Here is a 20,430-nt window from a genome sequence, read left to right on the forward strand (position 1 = left end):
ATCAACCCTTTTTCCGGCAAATATACACAAACGCTGGCGGAACATTCATCGGAACAAACTTGATCTCCTCGATGTCAAATACCTCTTCAAGCTGCTTCCTCATCTGCTGCGAATACTGGAAGGCGACGAACAAGCCGTTATCCTTAAGGGACGAGACAACCTGCTCCAATATACGGTCCCGCAATTCCTGGGTAAAATTGAAGAATGGCAGCCCGCTAAGCACACAATCCAGCTGCCCCAGTTTCTCCTTGTGGACGGCCGCTTGAATGTCCCGGCAATCGGGATAACAAGCAAATTTGGGATAAAGGTCCTCTAATCTGCCCCTCATCTGGGGATCTGCTTCAAAGAGCAGCACCCGGGTTGACTCTTTCCTGGCAGACCAGATGTACCTGGTTATTGCCCCTGTACCAGCACCAAGTTCCGCTGCGCTGTCCACCTCGTTCCATGGAATGGCATCCACCATTGTTTTGGCCAGAAATCTGGAGCTCGGCGTCACACTGCCTACACGCCCCGGAGATTGCAGAAATTTATAAAAGAACAAAAACTTCTCCTGGATCAAATCTTTATTTATCATTGAGACTATTCCTCCATAGGTTTGATTAGCCTCAATCCTAAACTAAAATTCTTTAGATTCTCTGGAGGAAAAACTGAAGTTTTCTTAAGAAGTTTATTATCTCTTGGCAGATTCTCGTTAGTTATGCCGGCTGTATAATGTGGTTTTGGCGATGAAATTGGTTAACATAGTTAGATGGAGTTGTGTCAAAAAGTTCATTTCTTATACGTTTAATTTCAAAATCTTTTATGTCATAGTACCTGGTACTAATATTAAGTGCTATAATAAGATTATTACGTACATCCTAATTTAAAAGGAGAGGTTCCCCCTGAATTTTCAACAATGGATCGCACCCGAACAATATAATCTCACCTCAGAGATGGAAAACCATCCCTCGGACAAGCTAGCCCTGAAGTGGCTTAGCGAGCAGGGTGAATATGAAGAAATTACGTATGGCAGCCTGCTGGCTAAGGCCAATCAATTGGCAGGAGGCCTGCGGCAGCTCGGCCTGACCAAAGGCGACCGGGTTCTGGTTATGGTTCCCCGGCAGATTATTGCGTACGTCATCTACATGGCCTGTCTGAAGCTTGGCCTCGTGATCATTCCCTCATCGGAAATGCTGCGCGCCAAGGACTTGTCCTATCGCTTCCAGCACTCCCAGGCCCGTGCCGTCATTGCCTGGTCTACCCTGACCGGGGAAGTCGACCGCGCCTACGATGAAGGGCATCCGAATCTGGAGTTCCGCATCGCCGTTGCGAACGAGGCTTCTACAAGCACGGCTGCGGGGATGGTCCCAGGCTGGCATAGCCTGGCCCGTCTTATGGAGGATCAGCCGGAGGTATTCGAGACGGTTCCGACCCACCGGGACGACACGGCGATTCTGGCGTACACCTCTGGAACAACCGGCAACCCGAAGGGCGTCATTCACAGCCACGGCTGGGCGTATGCCCATCTGCGGATCGCCTCGACCCTGTGGCTGGACATCAAACCCGGGGACATAGTCTGGGCGACGGCTGCACCCGGCTGGCAGAAGTGGATCTGGAGCCCGTTCCTGTCCGTGCTCGGCAGAGGCGCGACTGGGTTCGTGTACCATGGCTCCTTCCATCCGGGTCATTACCTGAGGCTGATTCAGGAGTACGGCATTGAAGTGCTGTGCTGTACGCCAACCGAGTTCCGCATTATGGCGAAGCTCGAGCATCTAAGAGATTACAACCTCTCTTCCCTGCGCAGCGTGGTTTCTGCGGGTGAGCCGCTGAACCAGGAGGTTATCGAGGTGTTCCGACGGGTGCACAATCTTACGATCCGCGACGGCTACGGACAGACCGAGAGCACACTGCTCATCGGGAACCTGATGGACAGTCCGGTCCGCCTCGGTTCCATGGGCAAAGCCATCTCGCCAGGGCTCATTGAGATCGTGGACGATGAGGGTAAGATCGTACCGCCGGGCGTTGTGGGCGACATTGCCGTTCATGTGGACATGCCCGCTCTCTTCAAGGGCTATTACAACGACCCTGAGTGCAAAAAGAACAATCAGCGCGGCGATTACTTCATCACCGGCGACCGCGCCCGTGCCGACGAGGACGGCTACTTCTGGTACGAAGGCCGGGGTGATGACATTATCATCAGCTCCGGATATACCATCGGGCCATTCGAGGTCGAGGAAGCGCTGATGAAGCATCCGGCGGTGAAGGAATGCGCCGCAGTCGCCAGCCCCGATGAAATCCGGGGCGCGGTGGTGAAGGCTTTTATCGTGCTGATGGAAGACACCGAAGGAACGCCGGGGCTGATCAAGGAGCTCCAAAGCCACGTCAAAGCCCTAACCGCGCCGTACAAATACCCGCGGAAGATCGAGTTCATCTCCTCCCTGCCCAAGACTAATTCCGGCAAAATCCGCCGGGTCGAGCTGCGGGCCCAGGAGTATGCGGGGAAATAAAGTTTTATATGGAATGAGATTAGCCCCCGATCCGGACGGATTGGGGGCTTGGTGGTTTGAGGGGGGGTTGAGGGACGTGGTTTCAATCCACACACTCCATATGGAGTGCGACATAAAAGCTTCAAAAGCCGCCTGCTCTTCCTGATTATTTCAATCCACACACTCCATACGGAGTGCGACATGCACAGTGAGGTGTGGGTTGATCCGATTTATCAAATTTCAATCCACACACTCCATACCGAGTGCGACCCTTCCGCCTGCTGTAGCTTAAAGCTTACAGGCTATTTCAATCCACACACTCCATACGGAGTGCGACATTATCAATCACATAATTAATTAAAGGACTAATATTTCAATCCACACACTCCATACGGAGTGCGACCGAATTAAACCAAATTAAGTTTAATACTCCTGGAATTTCAATCCACACACTCCATACGGAGTGCGACCTACACCATGGGAATGGGTAGAAACAGACACGCATATTTCAATTCACACACTCCATGCGGAGTGCGACTCGACCCGCAGCTTAACACCACATCCGGGGCCGATTTCAATCCACACACTCCATACGGAGTGCGACAAGGGTATGTTCAGTATCTTCAGCAGTGTCAGATATTTCAATCCACACACTCCATACGGAGTGCGACGTAGGTCAATACACTGGACTCCAAGACCGTAACGATTTCAATCCACACACTCCATACGGAGTGCGACCCTTCATGAGGGCTTTTTTCACGTCTTCTATGCTATTTCAATCCACACACTCCATACGGAGTGCGACTAGCCCCTTTCTCCAACCTTCGTGCTTACCAGCTATTTCAATCCACACACTCCATACGGAGTGCGACGCAAAACAGTGAATTAATCGGTGAATGGATCGATATTTCAATCCACACACTCCATACGGAGTGCGACCCCGATCATCAACCGTCTGATCGAAGCCTATCGCGATTTCAATCCACACACTCCATACGGAGTGCGACCGTATACACGGATTACTGGCGGGTATGCTCCGTCAATTTCAATCCACACACTCCATACGGAGTGCGACCATGACATTGACCCAAAGGAACTCGCCGAGTTTATTTCAATCCACACACTCCATACGGAGTGCGACGGTCACGCCAAGCGGGGCGGCGGCAGAGTGCAAGATTTCAATCCACACACTCCATACGGAGTGCGACATCGCGTCATGATCAATATAACGATTGCTCCCGGGTATTTCAATCCACACACTCCATACGGAGTGCGACACTCTTCCGGCGTTGGTTCAGCGGACTCGCTTGGTGATTTCAATCCACACACTCCATACGGAGTGCGACTCAATGTCCGGGATACCATATGCGCCACGACCAAGATTTCAATCCACACACTCCATACGGAGTGCGACCGTATACACGGATTACTGGCGGGTATGCTCCGTCAATTTCAATCCACACACTCCATACGGAGTGCGACGAAAAGATGCGCGGCGCCAAGAAGGAGCAGACGATTTCAATCCACACACTCCATACGGAGTGCGACGCATGTAATTCTGTTCCTGCTTCATTTATGGCTAGTATTTCAATCCACACACTCCATACGGAGTGCGACATAAATAATCGCCGAATACGGCGTTTTACGGATTTATTTCAATCCACACACTCCATACGGAGTGCGACGCAGATCGGCTGCAAGTCAGAGCGCATGATAAAAATTTCAATCCACACACTCCATACGGAGTGCGACGGTCTGGAGGTCCGGTGAATGACAGGCCATCCACATATTTCAATCCACACACTCCATACGGAGTGCGACGAAAAACCATTGTTGGATCAATGCCACTGCCTAAAATTTCAATCCACACACTCCATACGGAGTGCGACCACGTTGGCGATAATGTAAAAAATCTATTTTCCGATTTCAATCCACACACTCCATACGGAGTGCGACTAATATCCTCAACGGGAATACCCGTACCATTGTATTTCAATCCACACACTCCATACGGAGTGCGACTCCTCTGTCCAGATCGGCCCACTAGCCAGTACCTATTTCAATCCACACACTCCATACGGAGTGCGACTTGTCTCCTGCCGCTGTATAACTATCCCAGGCTGGAATTTCAATCCACACACTCCATACGGAGTGCGACAGGTGATCAGTGACCAAACATGGCTGAGTAAGGCATTTCAATCCACACACTCCATACGGAGTGCGACCCGATCATCAACCGTCTGATCGAAGCCTATCGCGATTTCAATCCACACACTCCATACGGAGTGCGACTACCAGCCGCTTGGATACGCTGGCCGGGGTCAATCAATTTCAATCCACACACTCCATACGGAGTGCGACCAGGGTTTCCGTGATAACGAGGGTGAGAACGAGATTTCAATCCACACACTCCATACGGAGTGCGACAGCGAAAAAGGGTATTATTGATCTAATTCAGATATCAAGAAGTGACTTATCCTTACTAATCTATATCATTACGATATATTAATCACTAAAACTTCAATTATAGGGAACTGAATATCCTGAATTTCGACAAATTGTGAGGTGCGAAAGGTCCGGGAAAATCATGTGAGCTTCCCATTCGCACCTAAATGATGAGAGGCCCTTCCATGTCATAAGAGGGCTTCGCACCAAAATGTTCTACTTTACTTTTATGCTTGTCACCTAAATTGTAAAATCGTAGACTATCGGTTTCTTCATCAATCAGTTCTTCTAATTCATATTTGAGCTTCCGAAATTGAGTAGAGTCAAGAATGCACTCAAACACTGAATTCTGAACCCTCTGACCGTAGCTTAAACACTTCTTAGACACCTGACTTAGTCGTCTTCTTCCCTCCCGCGTCGAGGTACTAACATCATAAGTAATCAAAACCAACATTGGAACACATCACCTACTTCCACAAAAATGGAGGATACTCGTCGAGATCTCCCCGAATGTACCTTGCTAATAGCAGAGCCTGTGCATAGGGAACGAGACCCCATGAGATCTTTTCATTAAGATACGGATGGATAATCTTCTCTTGCTTTCTTTCTTGCCACACCTTCAAAACAATCTTCCGTGTGTCATCATCCATAATTACGGCCCCGTTCTCCTTCTTATAAAATCCGCTTGGCTGCACCATCTTCTTGTTAATTAAAGATACCACCAGCCGATCTGCACAGACGCCTCTAAGCTCCTCCATCATATCCAAGGAAAGAGAAGCCCTGCCTGGACGATCCCTGTGTAGAAACCCCATGTAGGCATCCAGGCCAACCGCTTCCAAAGCTGACTTCATATCGTTGGCAAGAAGGGTGTAGACAAAAGATAAGAGCGCGTTAACGTTATCAAGAGGCGGCCTCTTGCTTCGACCTCGAAAGAAGAAGTGCTCTTTCTGCTGCAAAATCAAATCATCGAACACCGAGTTATACTGTACTGCAGCAGCACCTTCAAACCCCCGGAGCAATTCCAAGTCCTCGCTACTTCGTACGTGATTCATGATTCCGGTCAGAGAAGCTGTTACCTGCTTCATTCGTTCAACTTGGATACGCATCGGATAATCTCGTGTTGCTCGTTCCAGTATCCACTTATTGTTATATATCTTACCTAGAATCATATTCCTTGCAGCAACAGCACTTCTATGCTCATCATCAGAAATTCGGTACTGTTCCTTACGGAGCACCACATTTCCTCTGCTCTCCCCAATGACGCGGGCAAGAAAGCGCCCGCTCCTCGTCATGAAGGTTATCCCAATACTGCGTTCTGCACAGGTTCCCATTAAAGCCGGGCTAACTCCAGCATAACCAAATGTGCATATAGCCTCTAGGTTATGCAAAGGGTAACGCGCCAGAACCCGTTCTTCCCCCTTTATAACCACGTTCTCGCCATCCAGAGACAGATACGTATCTGGTGTCGTAACAAACAAGGTGTTAAGCAGCTTCTTCATTCACTCAACCTGCTTTCGATATAACTGGACACACTTCTCCTGCTCATGAGTTCTGGCAGACATACCTGATTCAAAGAGCAACTCTGGCAATGCGGTCCGGTCTTGACCTTAGGAGTATGAGATCTCTTGAAATATTGATGCATTTCAAACAGCACTTCCTTGACCTGTTGCCGATCTGAATCACTTACTGAAACTTCCACCCGATGCTTGATCTCATTATAAAAAAGGTAGCCTGTTGTAAGATCACAGGCTAGCATTTCCTCCAGGCACATAAGCTGAGCTATGATCTGCGAACGGTCCGAATCATCCCGCTTAGGTTTACCCCGTTTATATTCAACTGGGTAAGGAAGGTATAGACCCTCCTCACCCGTAATAGCAACTCCTTCAGGATGCCGAATAAATTCAACAACATCACAGATGCCTGTAATCCCAAGCTCCCTGGACTGTACTGGCATTGCACGGACAATCAATTTGTCCCCTCTCTTCTCCCGGATAAGAGGTTGATCCGCTTTCCTATGTATGTAAGTTCCTTCGAGTGTACGGACATTCTCTTCCCACTGCTGTTCAATATGAATTAGTGCCCACTGTCTTCTGCAAAAATTAAAATGCTGTATCCCGGAAAGCAGCAAAAAGTCCTCTTCGTTATAAGCCGGCATACTCTTGAACTTCAAGCCCTTCAAGCGGATGAATTGTAACACAATAATCGTCAATAGACTTGGCTGTGGTTACACCTTCTTGAAGCTGAATCTGTAATGAACGGTGAACCTTCGCGGAGGAATATTGCCCCAGCTTCGAATTGTGCTCCCACCAGTACACTTGATGTACTTCCATACTTCCATCTGGCCGGGCAGATGAGGTATCGTTCTCGAATAAAGTAATGAGCGCTTGCTTAATCTTCTCAGCATCTTCATATGTGAATCCCGTTTTCTCTGCCAGCTGGGTATTAATGCTTCCGTAGAAAACATATACGCCAAAATCTACCCGATGCTTCATCCCCATCGTATCCGAGCTTTTTTTGTTTGGATCTTTGGGTGTAGTCGCATTTACGCTTTTGGTAATTTGCATACTGGAAATGTCAATTGGGTCAATACTCACGGCGGTATGAATAGAGACAGGTCCCCGCACGCCTATGGATACACCTGCCGTTGAGTCCGATCCGCTGAAGGCGAATACTTGTCCAAAGCTGCGAACATCGATCCAGCTTTTACAAGCTGCTTCGGCAAATAGTTCATTGTTAGCCTTTTTCCCCTTGGCAAACTCCTGCACTTCTGGGTTAGCGTCCACACGATCTTTGATGCTGCGGTAAGCATCGCCGCGTCTTTCGTCGGACTGCACAAGTAGAGATTCCCCCATATCCTGAAGGCGATTGCGAATTTTCCTCTTGAGGCACACATCTGAAATTTCACCGTGTCCATCATAATTTTGCCGGGGGCGATTTCCGTTTAGCGGATCGCCGTTCGGGTTCGCATTACGGACAGACATAACAACAGCAAAGTCGATTTTACGATCTAGAATACTCATTTATAGATCCTCCTGTTCATTTTGAGCTTCATTCATATCGGTAGATTCTTGTTCTTTCTGCTTCTTGCTTGTATATAGATCATGCCTTTGGCTATAGAATCCCAACAGATATAACCCACTTAGCGAAGTATCATTGTAATCCTCCGGTCTGAGTTTTGAACCAACCTCGTCCAGTAAGCTATTATAATATCTTGCATCAGTACCCAACTTTGCCTGATAAGGCTGCAAATTAGATTGGATGATTGTCCAAGTCCGACCTGGCCGCTGCGCGAAAGCATTCATATAACGAATAGCGTTTGATGCTCGTTTCTCGTCTCTACCAAGTGCTCGTCTCTCAAGTACGTCTGCGATAGCGAGCATTCGGCCAAACAAATAATCGCGATTTGTATTCTCCATATCCAAGCTCACGGTAAAGCCCTCCTGTTCATAGTGTTTATTGACTAGCGCACATGTAATGCTTAGCGACTTCTCCCATTCCCATTCTTCCATACCAACCGGATTGGAGGCACGCTGAACCGCGCTCCGCACGATATCCAACGGAATCTTACGTCCATCAACGATACAAGGAAGCATACGCTCCATCAACGATTTGATGAGTTTATCGTTTGCCCTCGGTCCGTAAACTGCAAAGGCAATATCCCGTGTTGCCGGAGCCCCGTAAAACGCTATAAAACGGTTGTCCGAATCTTTCCGGTACCGATGCAGCCATGCGCATGTTGTATGCCAGTTCAAAAGCTGATCAAGGAACATCTCCTTGTTGATATCCCTATAGTAAACAATCGACATACGCCCGGAGGTTGCAGCGTCCAAAATCATAATAATTACTTCCGATTTATAATCGCCCTCATACCGATAACCGCTTATTCCCCGTTTAATTTGGTTCGCAAACTCTTTATGTGTGCGATCACCACCAGTTTCTTCTTCATCCTGGTATAGTGGGAACGAGTCCTGAAACGGATCAGGCACTTCGTTCTGCTCCCCTGTCCCCCAGACAAGAAACACTCTTCCATCTAAAGTGTACCCCTGCCGCTCAATCAACCATTTCAGAGCATTATGGGCCTTCTGGGAGACCTGGTAGCTAATCGCGGCTGCATCACGGCTTGTAGTAAATCTTCCTCGATAAGTGAATCCACTTGTATCATTTGCCGAGATCAGCTTGGATTTGTCCGCAGAATTACGAATTCTCGAAGCATGCTTGTCCGCGTAAGGAAGCTTCTCACCCAAGACATAGCATAGCTCCTGATCTGCTAGCTTCATCTCATTGAATTGAATAAAAGATTCTTGAACAGAAGGATCACGCCACAATCTCGCCTCTGGCTCCCCGGGCACCTGTACCGCGAACCGGACAAAAGCTGCACTCTGGTCCCCGGCAAGTACTTTAAATATGTCTGGCTTCCCGCCATATTGCTCTTCTAGTAATGGAGTGCACTTGTCCAGCAGTTTCCCATGTTCATCCACCCATAGAATCTTTTCACGAATCAAGTCCGTCATCAACGTTCCCTTCAGCAAATAAGAGTAAACGCTTTGAACTTTTGGATGAGCAACTGGAGACTCGCACCACTCTTTTAATTGAGTCATATAATCACAGTGCTGCGTCCCCCCCTTAGCTTCACCACAATATTGGGAGTAGTCTCCAGCGACGTAGACCAACTTATCAAAAAGAGCATGAGGAACAGGTTTACTTGTCCTGCTTGAGGAAGCCTCTGTGCACGGAATGATCGTGCTTCCATCACTCTTGTCCACAACTTTAGCAGACACAAAATTCCCTTTCTCATCTAAGTTCACTTCTATATGGGCACTCTGCGTTGTGTGGGAAACAGGAATTAGGGCATATTCCCGATCGTTGCTCTTCTTCTCAAACTGCCCTACCACATGGGCGTTGTCTTCGAAAGTATCATATAGTTTAGCAAGCCAAGTCATCCATGCTCCTCCCCTCCGAACCACTCCTCATACATTAGGTCCACAGATTGTACATTTTGAGCGTCAAACCTCTTGGCAACCCCTTGACCAGTCTTACGAACCAAGGTGCATTCCTCTGGACGAATAAAACGGATCACCCCGTTCTCCATCTTGGCCCGCCATAACCGTGTTTCCAGGTCCTCTCTGCCCGTTTCATCGGGATAGCTAATTCCATGAACCATGAGGCCGAAATCAAGCTCAGGGACGTGATCGTAGAACCCTTCCCCCTCCCCAAAGTCACAGGGCTCAACATACCCTTGGCACTCCCGGGTTCCCAAGAAGATATCTCTTCGGCCGCCTGCCTGCACAGAACGCTTCGCCACATTATGATGCTTGTGTTCGTTACGGTCGTGAGCCAGATCCTCCCGATGCATGTTGAATTCAAAATGCGCTCGTACCTGGTACTCAGGTTCCTTCAGATAGGTGTAATACGCAAGAGTATTTCCACCGCTGTAGTCAATTGGCCGAATCCCTTTAGACTCTGTCTGAATCGCCTTCATCACTCTGACCTCATCGATATACCAGATAATAGTTGGCTTCCAGTATACGGATTCAACTATTCCCTTCAAGGCTTGATAGGTTGGTATTTGATAGCTGAATTTCTCACCCCCTATCTTGGATAGGGGGTCCGTGAACAGGGCGTATTTGCCTGTTACTTTAAACTCGATTTGATTTCTCAATCTATTTCCTCCCTTCCTATACTGATGCAAATGACCATTCACCTTCGCCTTCTATCTCCACACCAAAACTATCTGAGTAGGCAACCTTCCTTAAAGCCAGTACCTGACCATGAAGTAGGGGATAAACATTCCCGTTCTTCTCCAGTTGTTTCAACTCATGGTCATATATATTGACCACATACTGTTGAAGTCGCCTTAATGTTACCCCTAGTTCAGATATGTCCATATCCCCGTTGAGCTTAAGAATTAATTCCCACGCCTCTTCGTTGTAAGGTACAACAACAGATGTAGCCGTATTAGTAATCACTTCAAAATACTGCTCTGCGGTTGCAAAAGAAGTAGGAGTTAAAGTTTCAGGCCTCTTGCGACCGTGCTTATTTTTATAGTGAGTAACAAGATCTTTATTGGTATTCAGCAAGTCAAACATATGCTTGTCCAGCTTCGGGATATAGTAGTCCAGTTCATTTTTGATATGGTCAAAATAATATTTGAAATAATGATTCATTGCTGATGCGGAGAGCAAATCATGATCAAACTGTTCGGGTTCCCGTCGAAACTCACTCAGAATTCGCTCCGTCTTCTCTGCTCCAATACGTATCTCCGGAAGCCGACTCAAGTTTTCATCCGAAGACCGTACAATAAACACTTTGCGTGATGGGTCCTTCCCATGCCGATTGCATCTCCCAGCTGCCTGGGCTATAGAATCCAATCCCGCCAGAGAACGAATCACACACTCAAAGCTAATATCTACCCCCGCCTCAATAAGCTGGGTACTGACACACACTACTTTCTTATTATTTTCAAGCGCCTTTCTAACCTCATCCAGTATTGATTTACGATGAGCCGCGCACATATTGGTGCTCAGGTGAAACAACAGTACTTCCTTATTCATCACCCATTCCGTCTGCTCCAATTGAATGGATAGCTTACGCACAGCCGACTTGGTGTTAAGGATAGCCAATACGCTGTTAACTTCACTCATGTTTTGTTCAATGAAAGTTGTCAGTTCCTCTGCTCCCCATCCCTGAGCTGTTGTGTGATCTATAAGCTCCACCCGCTTAAACCCTCTGCTTACCTCGTGCAAATTCCGGATGATCTCGGCTTGTTCCGGTAAGTGAAGGTTATTTTTCACAAAATCCAGAGCAGGCTGGGTGGCCGTACACAGCACAATGCTTGAATTCCCCAAGACATTCAGAAAATTAAGTGCAGAGTTAAACAAGGATACACACTTAACGGGAACAGATTGAACCTCGTCAAAGATCAACACTGCATTGGCCAACTGGTGCATTCTGCGACTGTTACGGGTTCCCCTGGCATAGAACGTATTTAAGAACTGCACCATCGTTGTGAAAATAATCGGACTGCTCCAGCTGTCCTTGGCAAGCCGGATCTTTTTCATACGTATATCATAGTCCTCGGATTCAGGTTCCTTCTCTTCCACTACGTTGGAGTGATGCTCTAGAATAAGCTCATCCTCAAGGAGAATTTTCCGAATTTCTGCGGCATTCTGTTCGATGATTGTCGTGTACGGCACGACGTATATAATTCTCTCTTTGCCATGAGCTATGGCATGCTTAAGAGCATATCTCAAACTTGCCAATGTTTTGCCACCGCCGGTGGGGATTGACAGCGTGTATATTCCGGAAGGCTGCTCCGCGAATTCATCACATTGTGTAGACATCTCGCTCCTCAGCCGATTGATCGGATGACTCGCTTGATCGCCCTGTTCAAAAGAGTGAACTTTGCTCATGAGCCGATCGTAGCTTCTGGTAAAAAACTCACGGTTAGAGGTAGCTGCCCAATCTGTCCGTTCATCCTCCTCAAACTGCCGGGTATTGGTCCGATCCGCATCAATAAGGCAACTAAAAATATATTTTATGGCTAGTGAAGCAGCAATGGGCGGAAGCTTATGATTTTGAATCTCCTTCACAATGTGCTCCATTTCAGCTCTTGCCTTATCAAAATAACGATCGAATTTCTCCTCAGATAGATGCTTAAAGAACTCGGTGACAGCGTCCTCGTACTCCTCCATCCCTTCAGTCTTAACGGCAACTCGCTCGAGAAAAGGAGACTTGGCATCGGGGTCCAAGAAGTCCCGCAATCCCTGATGATGAGAAATGATACAGTTTGCGATCCACTCCGCAGTCACTTTGTCTTCAGCTTTAACAGCATTCTGATGAAATCGACGATAGATGAGACGGCCTCCGGCTGTTGAGTGATCCACGGAACCTCTACGAGGTGGAGCCTCCGGATGTTCAACAGCTTCCTGAATATATGACTTGAAGGCCCCCGTATTCTTGCCAAGATCATGAAGCAGTCCGGCCAAACCTGCCAGATGACGAACCCCAATCTTGGCTCCATAATGCTCGCAACCGCGCTGTACCTCTTCAAGATGCTGTTTTACCGTTTGAATCTTCTTATCTTTCTGACGTATGTGGGCAATGTACTCCATAATACCTCCTACTAAGAAAGTAGTTACAGACTTAAGAACCACTCAACTTGAATCCATTAGGTTTAATTTACCAGTTCGACATATCATTACTTTTTCCTTCAATAATTTTCAAAATTATATCTTCAGTCAAAAAAAAGAGACGTGAATGATCCACGTCTCAAAGTTTGTAGTTGGATTGCTTTATAAAAGGAGTCGACACCGCTAGAGTATCTGGCGGAGCCTTAAGTTCCTTACTTACTTCAATCCACGCACTCCATACGGAGTGCGACTGCAGGCCACAAAGGTCAGGGCGGGTGAGGACTATTTCAATCCACACACTCTATACGGAGTGCGACAGAGCACGCTCCGAAAGAAACACAGAACTATATTAAATTTCAATCCACACACCCCATACGGAGTGCGACAGCTTCCCCGGCCGGTGCTGCTCCGGATCTCCCCTATTTCAATCCACACACTCCGTACGGAGTGCGACAGTATCATCTTTCAACTTGCCCTTACCATTCTTATTTCAATCCACACACTCCGTACGGAGTGCGACTGCGGCCAATAGTGCAGGAAACAATGCGGATACGTATTTCAATCCACACACTCCATACGGAGTGCGACAAGATTCGCCTATTCAAGTATGTGAAGTCCAGCAATATTTCAATCCACACACTCCATACGGAGTGCGACACTCCACCGTAATCTCTCCTGGTAAACGTGTGCTTATTTCAATCCACACACTCCATACGGAGTGCGACTGTCCTCCGGGGTTGGTGTCGTACCCGTATGTGGATTTCAATCCACACACTCCATACGGAGTGCGACATCTTTGGCAAGCATTATTTTTCGTACTTGCCAAATTTCAATCCACACACTCCATACGGAGTGCGACAGCGTCACCCTTCGTATCAATCTGGGCAACGCAGGGATTTCAATCCACACACTCCATACGGAGTGCGACCGGGATTGTTCATGTCCACAACCGTGCCATGCGATTTCAATCCACACACTCCATACGGAGTGCGACGGGATTGTTCATGTCCACAACCGTGCCATGCGATTTCAATCCACACACTCCATACGGAGTGCGACTGGATAAATTACCTCTTTTCGTATGATTTTGGGATTTCAATCCACACACTCCATACGGAGTGCGACATAATTTACAACATCAACCAACATAAAGTACTTATATTTCAATCCACACACTCCATACGGAGTGCGACCACGGACCAGTTTACCAAGCAAATTTCCGATATATTTCAATCCACACACTCCATACGGAGTGCGACACTCTACTACACGGGGGAATGATCGGCGTTGAGTTATTTCAATCCACACACTCCATACGGAGTGCGACTGTGGCAGCAGAATGTTTTGGTTCGATAAGGAGCATATTTCAATCCACACACTCCATACGGAGTGCGACTTTATCCGGCTCGCTATTTTCTTCCCGTTGATCGATTTCAATCCACACACTCCATACGGAGTGCGACGGTATGTTAGTCGAGGTAGCAGACGCAATTCCGAAATTTCAATCCACACACTCCATACGGAGTGCGACCATTTGGTAAGAGCTATGCTGCACTTCGTAAAAAGATTTCAATCCACACACTCCATACGGAGTGCGACGCTCGGGATTGTTCATGTCCACAACCGTGCCATGCGATTTCAATCCACACACTCCATACGGAGTGCGACATTAGCGCGTCCAAGTCATTCACCCCTTTATAAATTTCAATCCACACACTCCATACGGAGTGCGACAGCGAAAATACCCATTTTCATTCCATTTCCGGTATGAATAGGGATCTTTTTTTAATAAAATCGTATAAACACAACAATACAACTAAACTAGCCCCTTCTATTGCGACTAAATATCTACTTTTTCGACAAAATCTGAGGTGCGAGAGATCCAGGAAATTCATGTGAGCTTCCGATTCGCACTCACTTAATATAACAGGCTTCCCTGCATTACTTCTATCAGCCAAAATCCTACTTAATCTCGTAATAACTAATTTCTTTGTTACACCCTATAAATCCTTCTAAATAAACAAAAACGCAGTTTCACCTGGCCTATAGCCTTCCCCACCAAAAGAAAAAAACCGCAAACTTCGCGGTTTTCCCTCTACTCACACTATGTGCCTACAACAATCTCAATTCTTCACAGCCTTGATCCGATAACATTCGCTCACAAAATCCTCCTGCACCGGCTTCAGCGGCAGGCCGATGTGAGTCAGTCGGTCCCCATTAAAGCTGGCTCCCAGCTTGTCGACATGGTATTCGACCTCCGGGTTAAGCCCGCTGAGCTTTAACCTGCGCAGCGGCTCATTCGGCTCGGCCAGGACGCGGAAGTAGTAAACTACCGCTTCTGTCTGGTCCTCGGAGACGAACATCCAAGCTGTCTCATTTCCAGTTCCCTCGTACGGACTCTTCAGCCGGTACAGCTCGCCATTCTGAATCAGCTGCCGAACCTCTTTGTATGAGCTCACCTGCTGCTTCACAAGCTCCTTCTCTTCCGGAGTCAGCTGGGTTAGATCCAGCTCGTACCCGAAGTTTCCAGACATAGCTACATCACCACGGGTTGCCAGCGACGTCATCCGTCCCACCTGGTGGTTAGGCACCGCGGAGACATGCGCGCCCATCGAGCTGATCGGGTAGACCATGCTGGTCCCGTACTGGATCTTCAAGCGCTCCACCGAATCGGTATCGTCACTGGTCCAGGTCTGAGGCATATAGAACAGCATGCCCGGATCGAATCTTCCCCCGCCGCCGGAGCAGCTCTCGAAGAGGATATGCGGGAACGCATCAACCAGCTTGCCCATCAGCTCATAGAGTCCCAGAATATAGCGGTGCGCCACTTCCATCTGACGTTCAGGTCCGTAGAAGGCTGAGCCGATCTCTGTCATATTCCGGTTCATATCCCATTTCACGTAGGTGACCGGAACCGAATGGAAGACTTGACTTAACGACTCAAAGATATACTCCCGAACCTCGGCTCTGGAGTAATCCAGAATCAATTGATCGCGGGCGGTCGTACGCCGCCGCCCAGGGACATGCAGACACCAGTCTGGATGGCTGCGGTACAAATCACTGTCCGGAGACACCATCTCCGGCTCTACCCATAGTCCGAACTGGAGTCCCAGATTGTTGACCCGCTGGGCCAGATCATTCAGCCCATTTGGAAGCTTACGCGAGTCCTCGTACCAATCCCCCAGTGAGGAATTATCGCTATCCCGCTTGCCGAACCAACCGTCATCCAGGACAAACAGCTCAATTCCGAGCTGTGCCGCTTCTGTGGCGATATCTTCGATTTTATCAGCGTTGAAATCAAAATAAGTCGCTTCCCAGTTGTTGACGAGGATAGGCCGGTCCTTATCGCGGTGAAATCCCCGGCACAGCCGGGTACGGTACAGCTTGTGGTAAGTCCGCGACATGCCGCCAAGCCCTTCATCCGAATAGACCATAACGGCCTCCGGAGTCTGGAACGATTCACCCGGAGACAAAAGCCATTTGAAATCGAACGGGTTGATCCCTATCGACACCCGGGTTGTCGCGAATTGGTCCACTTCCGCTTCAGCCACAAAATTGCCGCTGTACACCAAGCTGAAGCCGTAGACTTCCCCGCGCTCTTCATTGGTATCCGGTCGAAGCAGGGCCATAAACGGATTCTGCTGGTGGCTGCTGGACCCCCTGCGACTCTCGATCACCGTTGATCCCGGTCTCAGGGCTCTTCGCTGGATATGCCGCTCCTTCGCCCATGCCCCGCTGAGATACAAGCTCTCATACTGGTCGTCCGGGAAATCCACGCTGGCGCTTAGTGCCCGCAGCAGGCTGACCGGCTGCTTACCCGTATTCACAAATCTGACCGATCTGGCCACCGCGTTAAATGCTTCAAAGACGGTATAACTCAAAATAACCGTAACCCCGGAATGTGCATCCACCAGCTCCAGCTCCAGCGTCTGGGCTTCCTGACCAGACTCCGCATACACTGCGGGAAGCCCCTCAAGTTCGGGCTTACCCTCTATTATTCTGTGGGTCTGATATAGAAGCTCCGTAATTCTTGTTCCATCCTCCAGCTGAAGCTGGTAGGCCGGATGGCGAAAATCACTGGTTCCGTACTGCGGATACTCCTGAGGAAGGGTGTCCAACGAGATCGTTTTATCCTCAGGAACCGGGTTAGGAGAAAAGGAGCAGCGCTCCACTCTCACCAGGATATCGCTTAGATTGCCCTGCCGGTTCAGCCTCTTCCCCCAATAAATATGGGCCGGATATCCCTGGACCAGCTGGATGATATAACTCATGTCCTTGGATTGAAGATGAAACTGCTGCTGTTCTTGATCATAAAAAATTGCCACCTGCACCACTCCTAATCTATATCTTTCTCTTTATCTATGATTTCACCGCGCCGCGGACAACCCCGCTGATAATCCACCGCTGGGCCACCAAATATACTATAATCATCGGCAGCAAGGCCATGAGGTACGAGGCGAAAGCGTAATTGTACTGCACCCCGAATTTGGATTGGAAAATATATTGTGCCAGAGGCAGCGTAGCCATCGAAGGCTTGCTCAGTATAATCAGCGGGAGCAGGAAGTCGTTCCACGCCCAGATACAGGTCAGAATCGCCACCGTTGCGTTAATCGGGCTTAAGAGTGGGAATATTACCTTCCAGAAGGTACCCCATACCGAGGCTCCATCCATCACTGCCGCTTCCTCCAGCTCCGCAGGGATACTTCTCAAATAGCCGACATACAGGAATAGATTAAATGCAATTCCATATACGACATAGAGAACGATAAGGCCTGTCTGGTTGTTCATCCCGAGCTTGGAAACTTCCTTTACCAGGGGAAGCATAATAATAGGGAATGGTACGAACAGCGCACTGACAAAGTAGAAATAGAGCATTTTGAACAAGCGTTTATCCATATTGCGCGCCACGGCATAGGACACCAGAGAATTTGTCAGCAAGGTAAAAATCACTGCGAATACCGTAATGATGGAGCTGTTCTGAAAAGCATGAGAGAAGTTGGTCATATCGACCGCTTCTTTAAAATTGCTCCAATGCCACTCCTTAGGCCAAGCCAATACCGCGTCGGCCATCTCCTGCGGGCTTTTGACAGCAATCATCAGAGTCATATAGAGAGGAAACAATACAATGAGTGAGCCAATGACAAGTAAGATGGTCACCGGCCAATTGGTCCGTTTCATACTCATGACAGGCTCATCTCCCTTTTCTGCAGAATCTTAAGCTGGATCATAGAAATGACCACAATCACAATAAAATAGATGACAGAGTTCGCCGATTGATACGAGAAAGAGCCGCCCTGGAATCCATCGGTAAAAATCAGATACGAGATTGAAGTGGTGGACTTCGCCGGTCCCCCGCCCGTCATAGCTACGATCTGATCGAAGACCATGAGGAAGTTCTTAAGTGCAAGCACCATATTAATGGTAAAGAACGGGGCAATCATCGGAAACGTAATGTGCCAGAACTCCTTCCATTTGGATGCACCGTCCAGGCTGGAAGCCTCATACAAATCTGCAGGAATCGTCTGCAGCCCCGCCAGATACAGAATAATGTTGAAGGCCGTGGCCTGCCATACCGTCACGATCACAATGCCAATCCACGCCGTATTCTCACTGCCTAGAATATTAAAGGCCAAGCCGCTCATGCCCGCTTTGGACATGACATCCGGCAGGATATTCGAGAAGAAGTAATTGAAGATGAAACCGATGATCAGCATACTCAGAATATTGGGCAAGAAGTACACGGCCCGAAGCGTATTTTTGAGTTTAATCCGCGAATTAAGTCCAACCGCAACAGCCAAGCTGATGATATTCACAATAACCGTAGTCAGAATCGCAAATTTAAAGGTAAATCCATAAGCACTATAGACCTGAGGGTCCTGAAATACATTTAGGAAATTCTTAAATCCCACCATCTTGTACGACGGAGAGAGACCATTCCAATTCGTGAAGCTGTAGAATACCCCCATGAGCATCGGCAGGGTATGAAAGAAAAAGAAAAGCAGAAAAGCCGGGATTACCATGAGGTAAAAGGGTGTCATATTCTTTCGCATAGTAAGCTCCTTTGAGAGAGTAGGAAGGGGACGATAGCAGGAGAATCAACTCCCTCCTTCATCCCCTTCGCTCTCCGTTTGCTGATTATTTTCTACTTTCCGCTTTGGACCATTCGTCATCCATGTTCTTCAAGAAGCCCGCTACGTCTTTCTTCATGATCAATTCCTGCAGCAGCTGGTCCAGCTTCATGTTGCTTGGTGTATAGTGGTCCACAAAGTCTGCAATCTGGCCTTTATCGAAATAAGGTGCAAGATCACTTACTGACGGATCGTCCTGGGTAACCCCCTTCACCGCAGAGAACGTGTTAACCCCTTTCACGTATTCCTTGGCGTTCGCAGGATCAAGCAGGAACTCCACAAATTTCTTCGCCTCATTCGGATGCTCGGTGCTGGCTGAGATCGACAGCAGCTGGTCTACACCGGAAATCAGCTTGTTCTTGCTTGGATCATTCGTTGCAGGGTAAGGGAAGATCCCCAGCTCAATGGATGGATTCGCTTTCTTGATCTCCGCGATAGCCCAGACTCCCTGCGCATACATAACGGACTCTCCCTTGGCAAAAGCTACGTTGGCATCATTGTAGCCCTTGCCGAAGCTGTCCTTCTGACCGAAGGTAACCAGTTGAAGCAGCTTGTCCGCAGCTTCCTTATACTCGCTTGTGTAGGTTGTCTTGCCCTCACTGTGTCTCTTGTAGAAGTCACTTCCTTGTGTGCTGGCCGCAAGCGCATTGAATGCAGGCTGGGACGTCCAGGCATCTTTAAATGAGAAGTAGAAAGGAAGCTTGCCGGCATCCTGGATTTTTTTGCAAAGGGCTATGAACTCATCCCAGGTCTGAGGAATCGTAAGGTTCATTTCTTTGAACAAGGCTTTGTTATAGATCACCCCGTTGGCGTTAACGCCGTAAGGAATACCGTAAGTTTTGTCACTGCCCGAGATATCGTGCAGGATCTTTACATACACATCCGATACTTTCTGCAGATTCGGGTCACTGGACAGATCAGCCAGAACGCCCGATTGCACCAGAGAGGCATGTACGTTGTCGCCCCCGTTGGCAATCACATCCGGGAGCTGACCTGAGGCTGCTTTGGTCATGAGTGCGGTTGAAGCATCTGGCGGATTATCCTGGATAACATGAATGTTAGGATTCGCCTGTTCAAATTTAGCAATCAGCTTATCAAAGGTGTCACGGGCTTCCGGCTTATATTGAAGAAATTGAAGCTCCACCTTGCCGCTGCCAGCCGAATCGCCGGAGCCCCCACTGCTATCGTTACTTCCACAACCGCTCAGTAAAGAGAGCGCTATCAAAACTGCTGCCCCAACTTTCAGTCCTTTTACCATCTGTC

At 48.3% G+C, this 20,430-nt stretch carries 13 protein-coding genes and 2 CRISPR repeat arrays; of the genes, 1 reads left to right on the plus strand and 12 read right to left on the minus strand.

Annotation, left to right across the window (positions count from 1 at the left end; genetic code table 11):
• Position 1: 1 nt before the first annotated feature.
• Positions 2-574, minus strand: coding sequence for a class I SAM-dependent methyltransferase (locus KJS63_RS15710; protein WP_213619948.1), 573 nt, complete (start codon positions 572-574; stop codon positions 2-4).
• Positions 575-932: 358 nt separating this feature from the next.
• On the opposite strand from KJS63_RS15710, the gene KJS63_RS15715 reads away from it, so the two are divergent.
• Complete coding sequence (locus KJS63_RS15715; RefSeq protein WP_213619949.1) at positions 933-2,486, plus strand: acetate--CoA ligase; 1,554 nt, start codon at positions 933-935, stop codon at positions 2,484-2,486.
• 79 nt (positions 2,487-2,565) lie between these two features.
• Positions 2,566-4,892: direct repeats of the CRISPR family, unit length 33 nt; unit sequence ATTTCAATCCACACACTCCATACGGAGTGCGAC.
• Between the two features lie 181 nt (positions 4,893-5,073).
• Here the strand turns inward: KJS63_RS15715 and cas2 are convergent.
• The 11 genes from cas2 to KJS63_RS15770 all read right to left on the minus strand — a co-directional run bounded on the left by cas2 (position 5,074) and on the right by KJS63_RS15770 (position 20,425).
• Positions 5,074-5,364 (minus strand): CRISPR-associated endonuclease Cas2, encoded by a 291-nt coding sequence (cas2, locus tag KJS63_RS15720; protein ID WP_213619950.1) that lies wholly within the window; start codon positions 5,362-5,364, stop codon positions 5,074-5,076.
• 13 nt (positions 5,365-5,377) lie between these two features.
• The gene (gene cas1c / locus KJS63_RS15725) at positions 5,378-6,409 is read right to left on the minus strand and encodes a type I-C CRISPR-associated endonuclease Cas1c (protein WP_213619951.1); all 1,032 of its coding nucleotides are present in this window, start codon (positions 6,407-6,409) and stop codon (positions 5,378-5,380) included.
• A complete protein-coding gene (gene cas4, locus KJS63_RS15730; protein WP_213619952.1) occupies positions 6,406-7,065 on the minus strand; it encodes a CRISPR-associated protein Cas4 in 660 nt (219 codons plus the stop codon). The genes cas1c and cas4 overlap by 4 nt, the downstream gene beginning before the upstream one ends.
• On the minus strand, positions 7,052-7,930 hold the full coding sequence (cas7c, locus tag KJS63_RS15735) for a type I-C CRISPR-associated protein Cas7/Csd2 (RefSeq protein WP_213619953.1): 879 nt from the start codon (positions 7,928-7,930) through the stop codon (positions 7,052-7,054). The genes cas4 and cas7c overlap by 14 nt, the downstream gene beginning before the upstream one ends.
• The gene (gene cas8c, locus KJS63_RS15740; RefSeq protein WP_213619954.1) at positions 7,931-9,850 is read right to left on the minus strand and encodes a type I-C CRISPR-associated protein Cas8c/Csd1; all 1,920 of its coding nucleotides are present in this window, start codon (positions 9,848-9,850) and stop codon (positions 7,931-7,933) included.
• Positions 9,847-10,569 (minus strand): type I-C CRISPR-associated protein Cas5c, encoded by a 723-nt coding sequence (gene cas5c / locus KJS63_RS15745; RefSeq protein WP_213619955.1) that lies wholly within the window; start codon positions 10,567-10,569, stop codon positions 9,847-9,849. The genes cas8c and cas5c overlap by 4 nt, the downstream gene beginning before the upstream one ends.
• 16 nt (positions 10,570-10,585) lie before the next feature.
• Positions 10,586-13,021, minus strand: coding sequence for a CRISPR-associated helicase Cas3' (gene cas3 / locus KJS63_RS15750; RefSeq protein WP_213619956.1), 2,436 nt, complete (start codon positions 13,019-13,021; stop codon positions 10,586-10,588).
• A 236-nt stretch (positions 13,022-13,257) separates the two neighbouring features.
• Positions 13,258-14,773: direct repeats of the CRISPR family, unit length 33 nt; unit sequence ATTTCAATCCACACACTCCATACGGAGTGCGAC.
• 389 nt (positions 14,774-15,162) lie between these two features.
• Positions 15,163-17,310, minus strand: coding sequence for an alpha-galactosidase (locus tag KJS63_RS15755; protein ID WP_213620090.1), 2,148 nt, complete (start codon positions 17,308-17,310; stop codon positions 15,163-15,165).
• A gap of 88 nt (positions 17,311-17,398) precedes the next feature.
• Positions 17,399-18,223: a carbohydrate ABC transporter permease gene (locus KJS63_RS15760; RefSeq protein ID WP_068614743.1), complete on the minus strand. Its 825-nt coding sequence runs from the start codon at positions 18,221-18,223 to the stop codon at positions 17,399-17,401.
• Positions 18,220-19,089: a carbohydrate ABC transporter permease gene (locus KJS63_RS15765; protein ID WP_068614741.1), complete on the minus strand. Its 870-nt coding sequence runs from the start codon at positions 19,087-19,089 to the stop codon at positions 18,220-18,222. The genes KJS63_RS15760 and KJS63_RS15765 overlap by 4 nt, the downstream gene beginning before the upstream one ends.
• A gap of 85 nt (positions 19,090-19,174) precedes the next feature.
• On the minus strand, positions 19,175-20,425 hold the full coding sequence (locus tag KJS63_RS15770; RefSeq protein WP_213619957.1) for an ABC transporter substrate-binding protein: 1,251 nt from the start codon (positions 20,423-20,425) through the stop codon (positions 19,175-19,177).
• Between the last annotated feature and the right edge of the window lie 5 nt (positions 20,426-20,430).

Origin of the sequence: Paenibacillus sp. J22TS3, from assembly GCF_018403205.1 — a bacterium.
In the GTDB taxonomy this organism is placed as follows: Bacteria; Bacillota; Bacilli; order Paenibacillales; family Paenibacillaceae; genus Fontibacillus; species Fontibacillus tuaregi.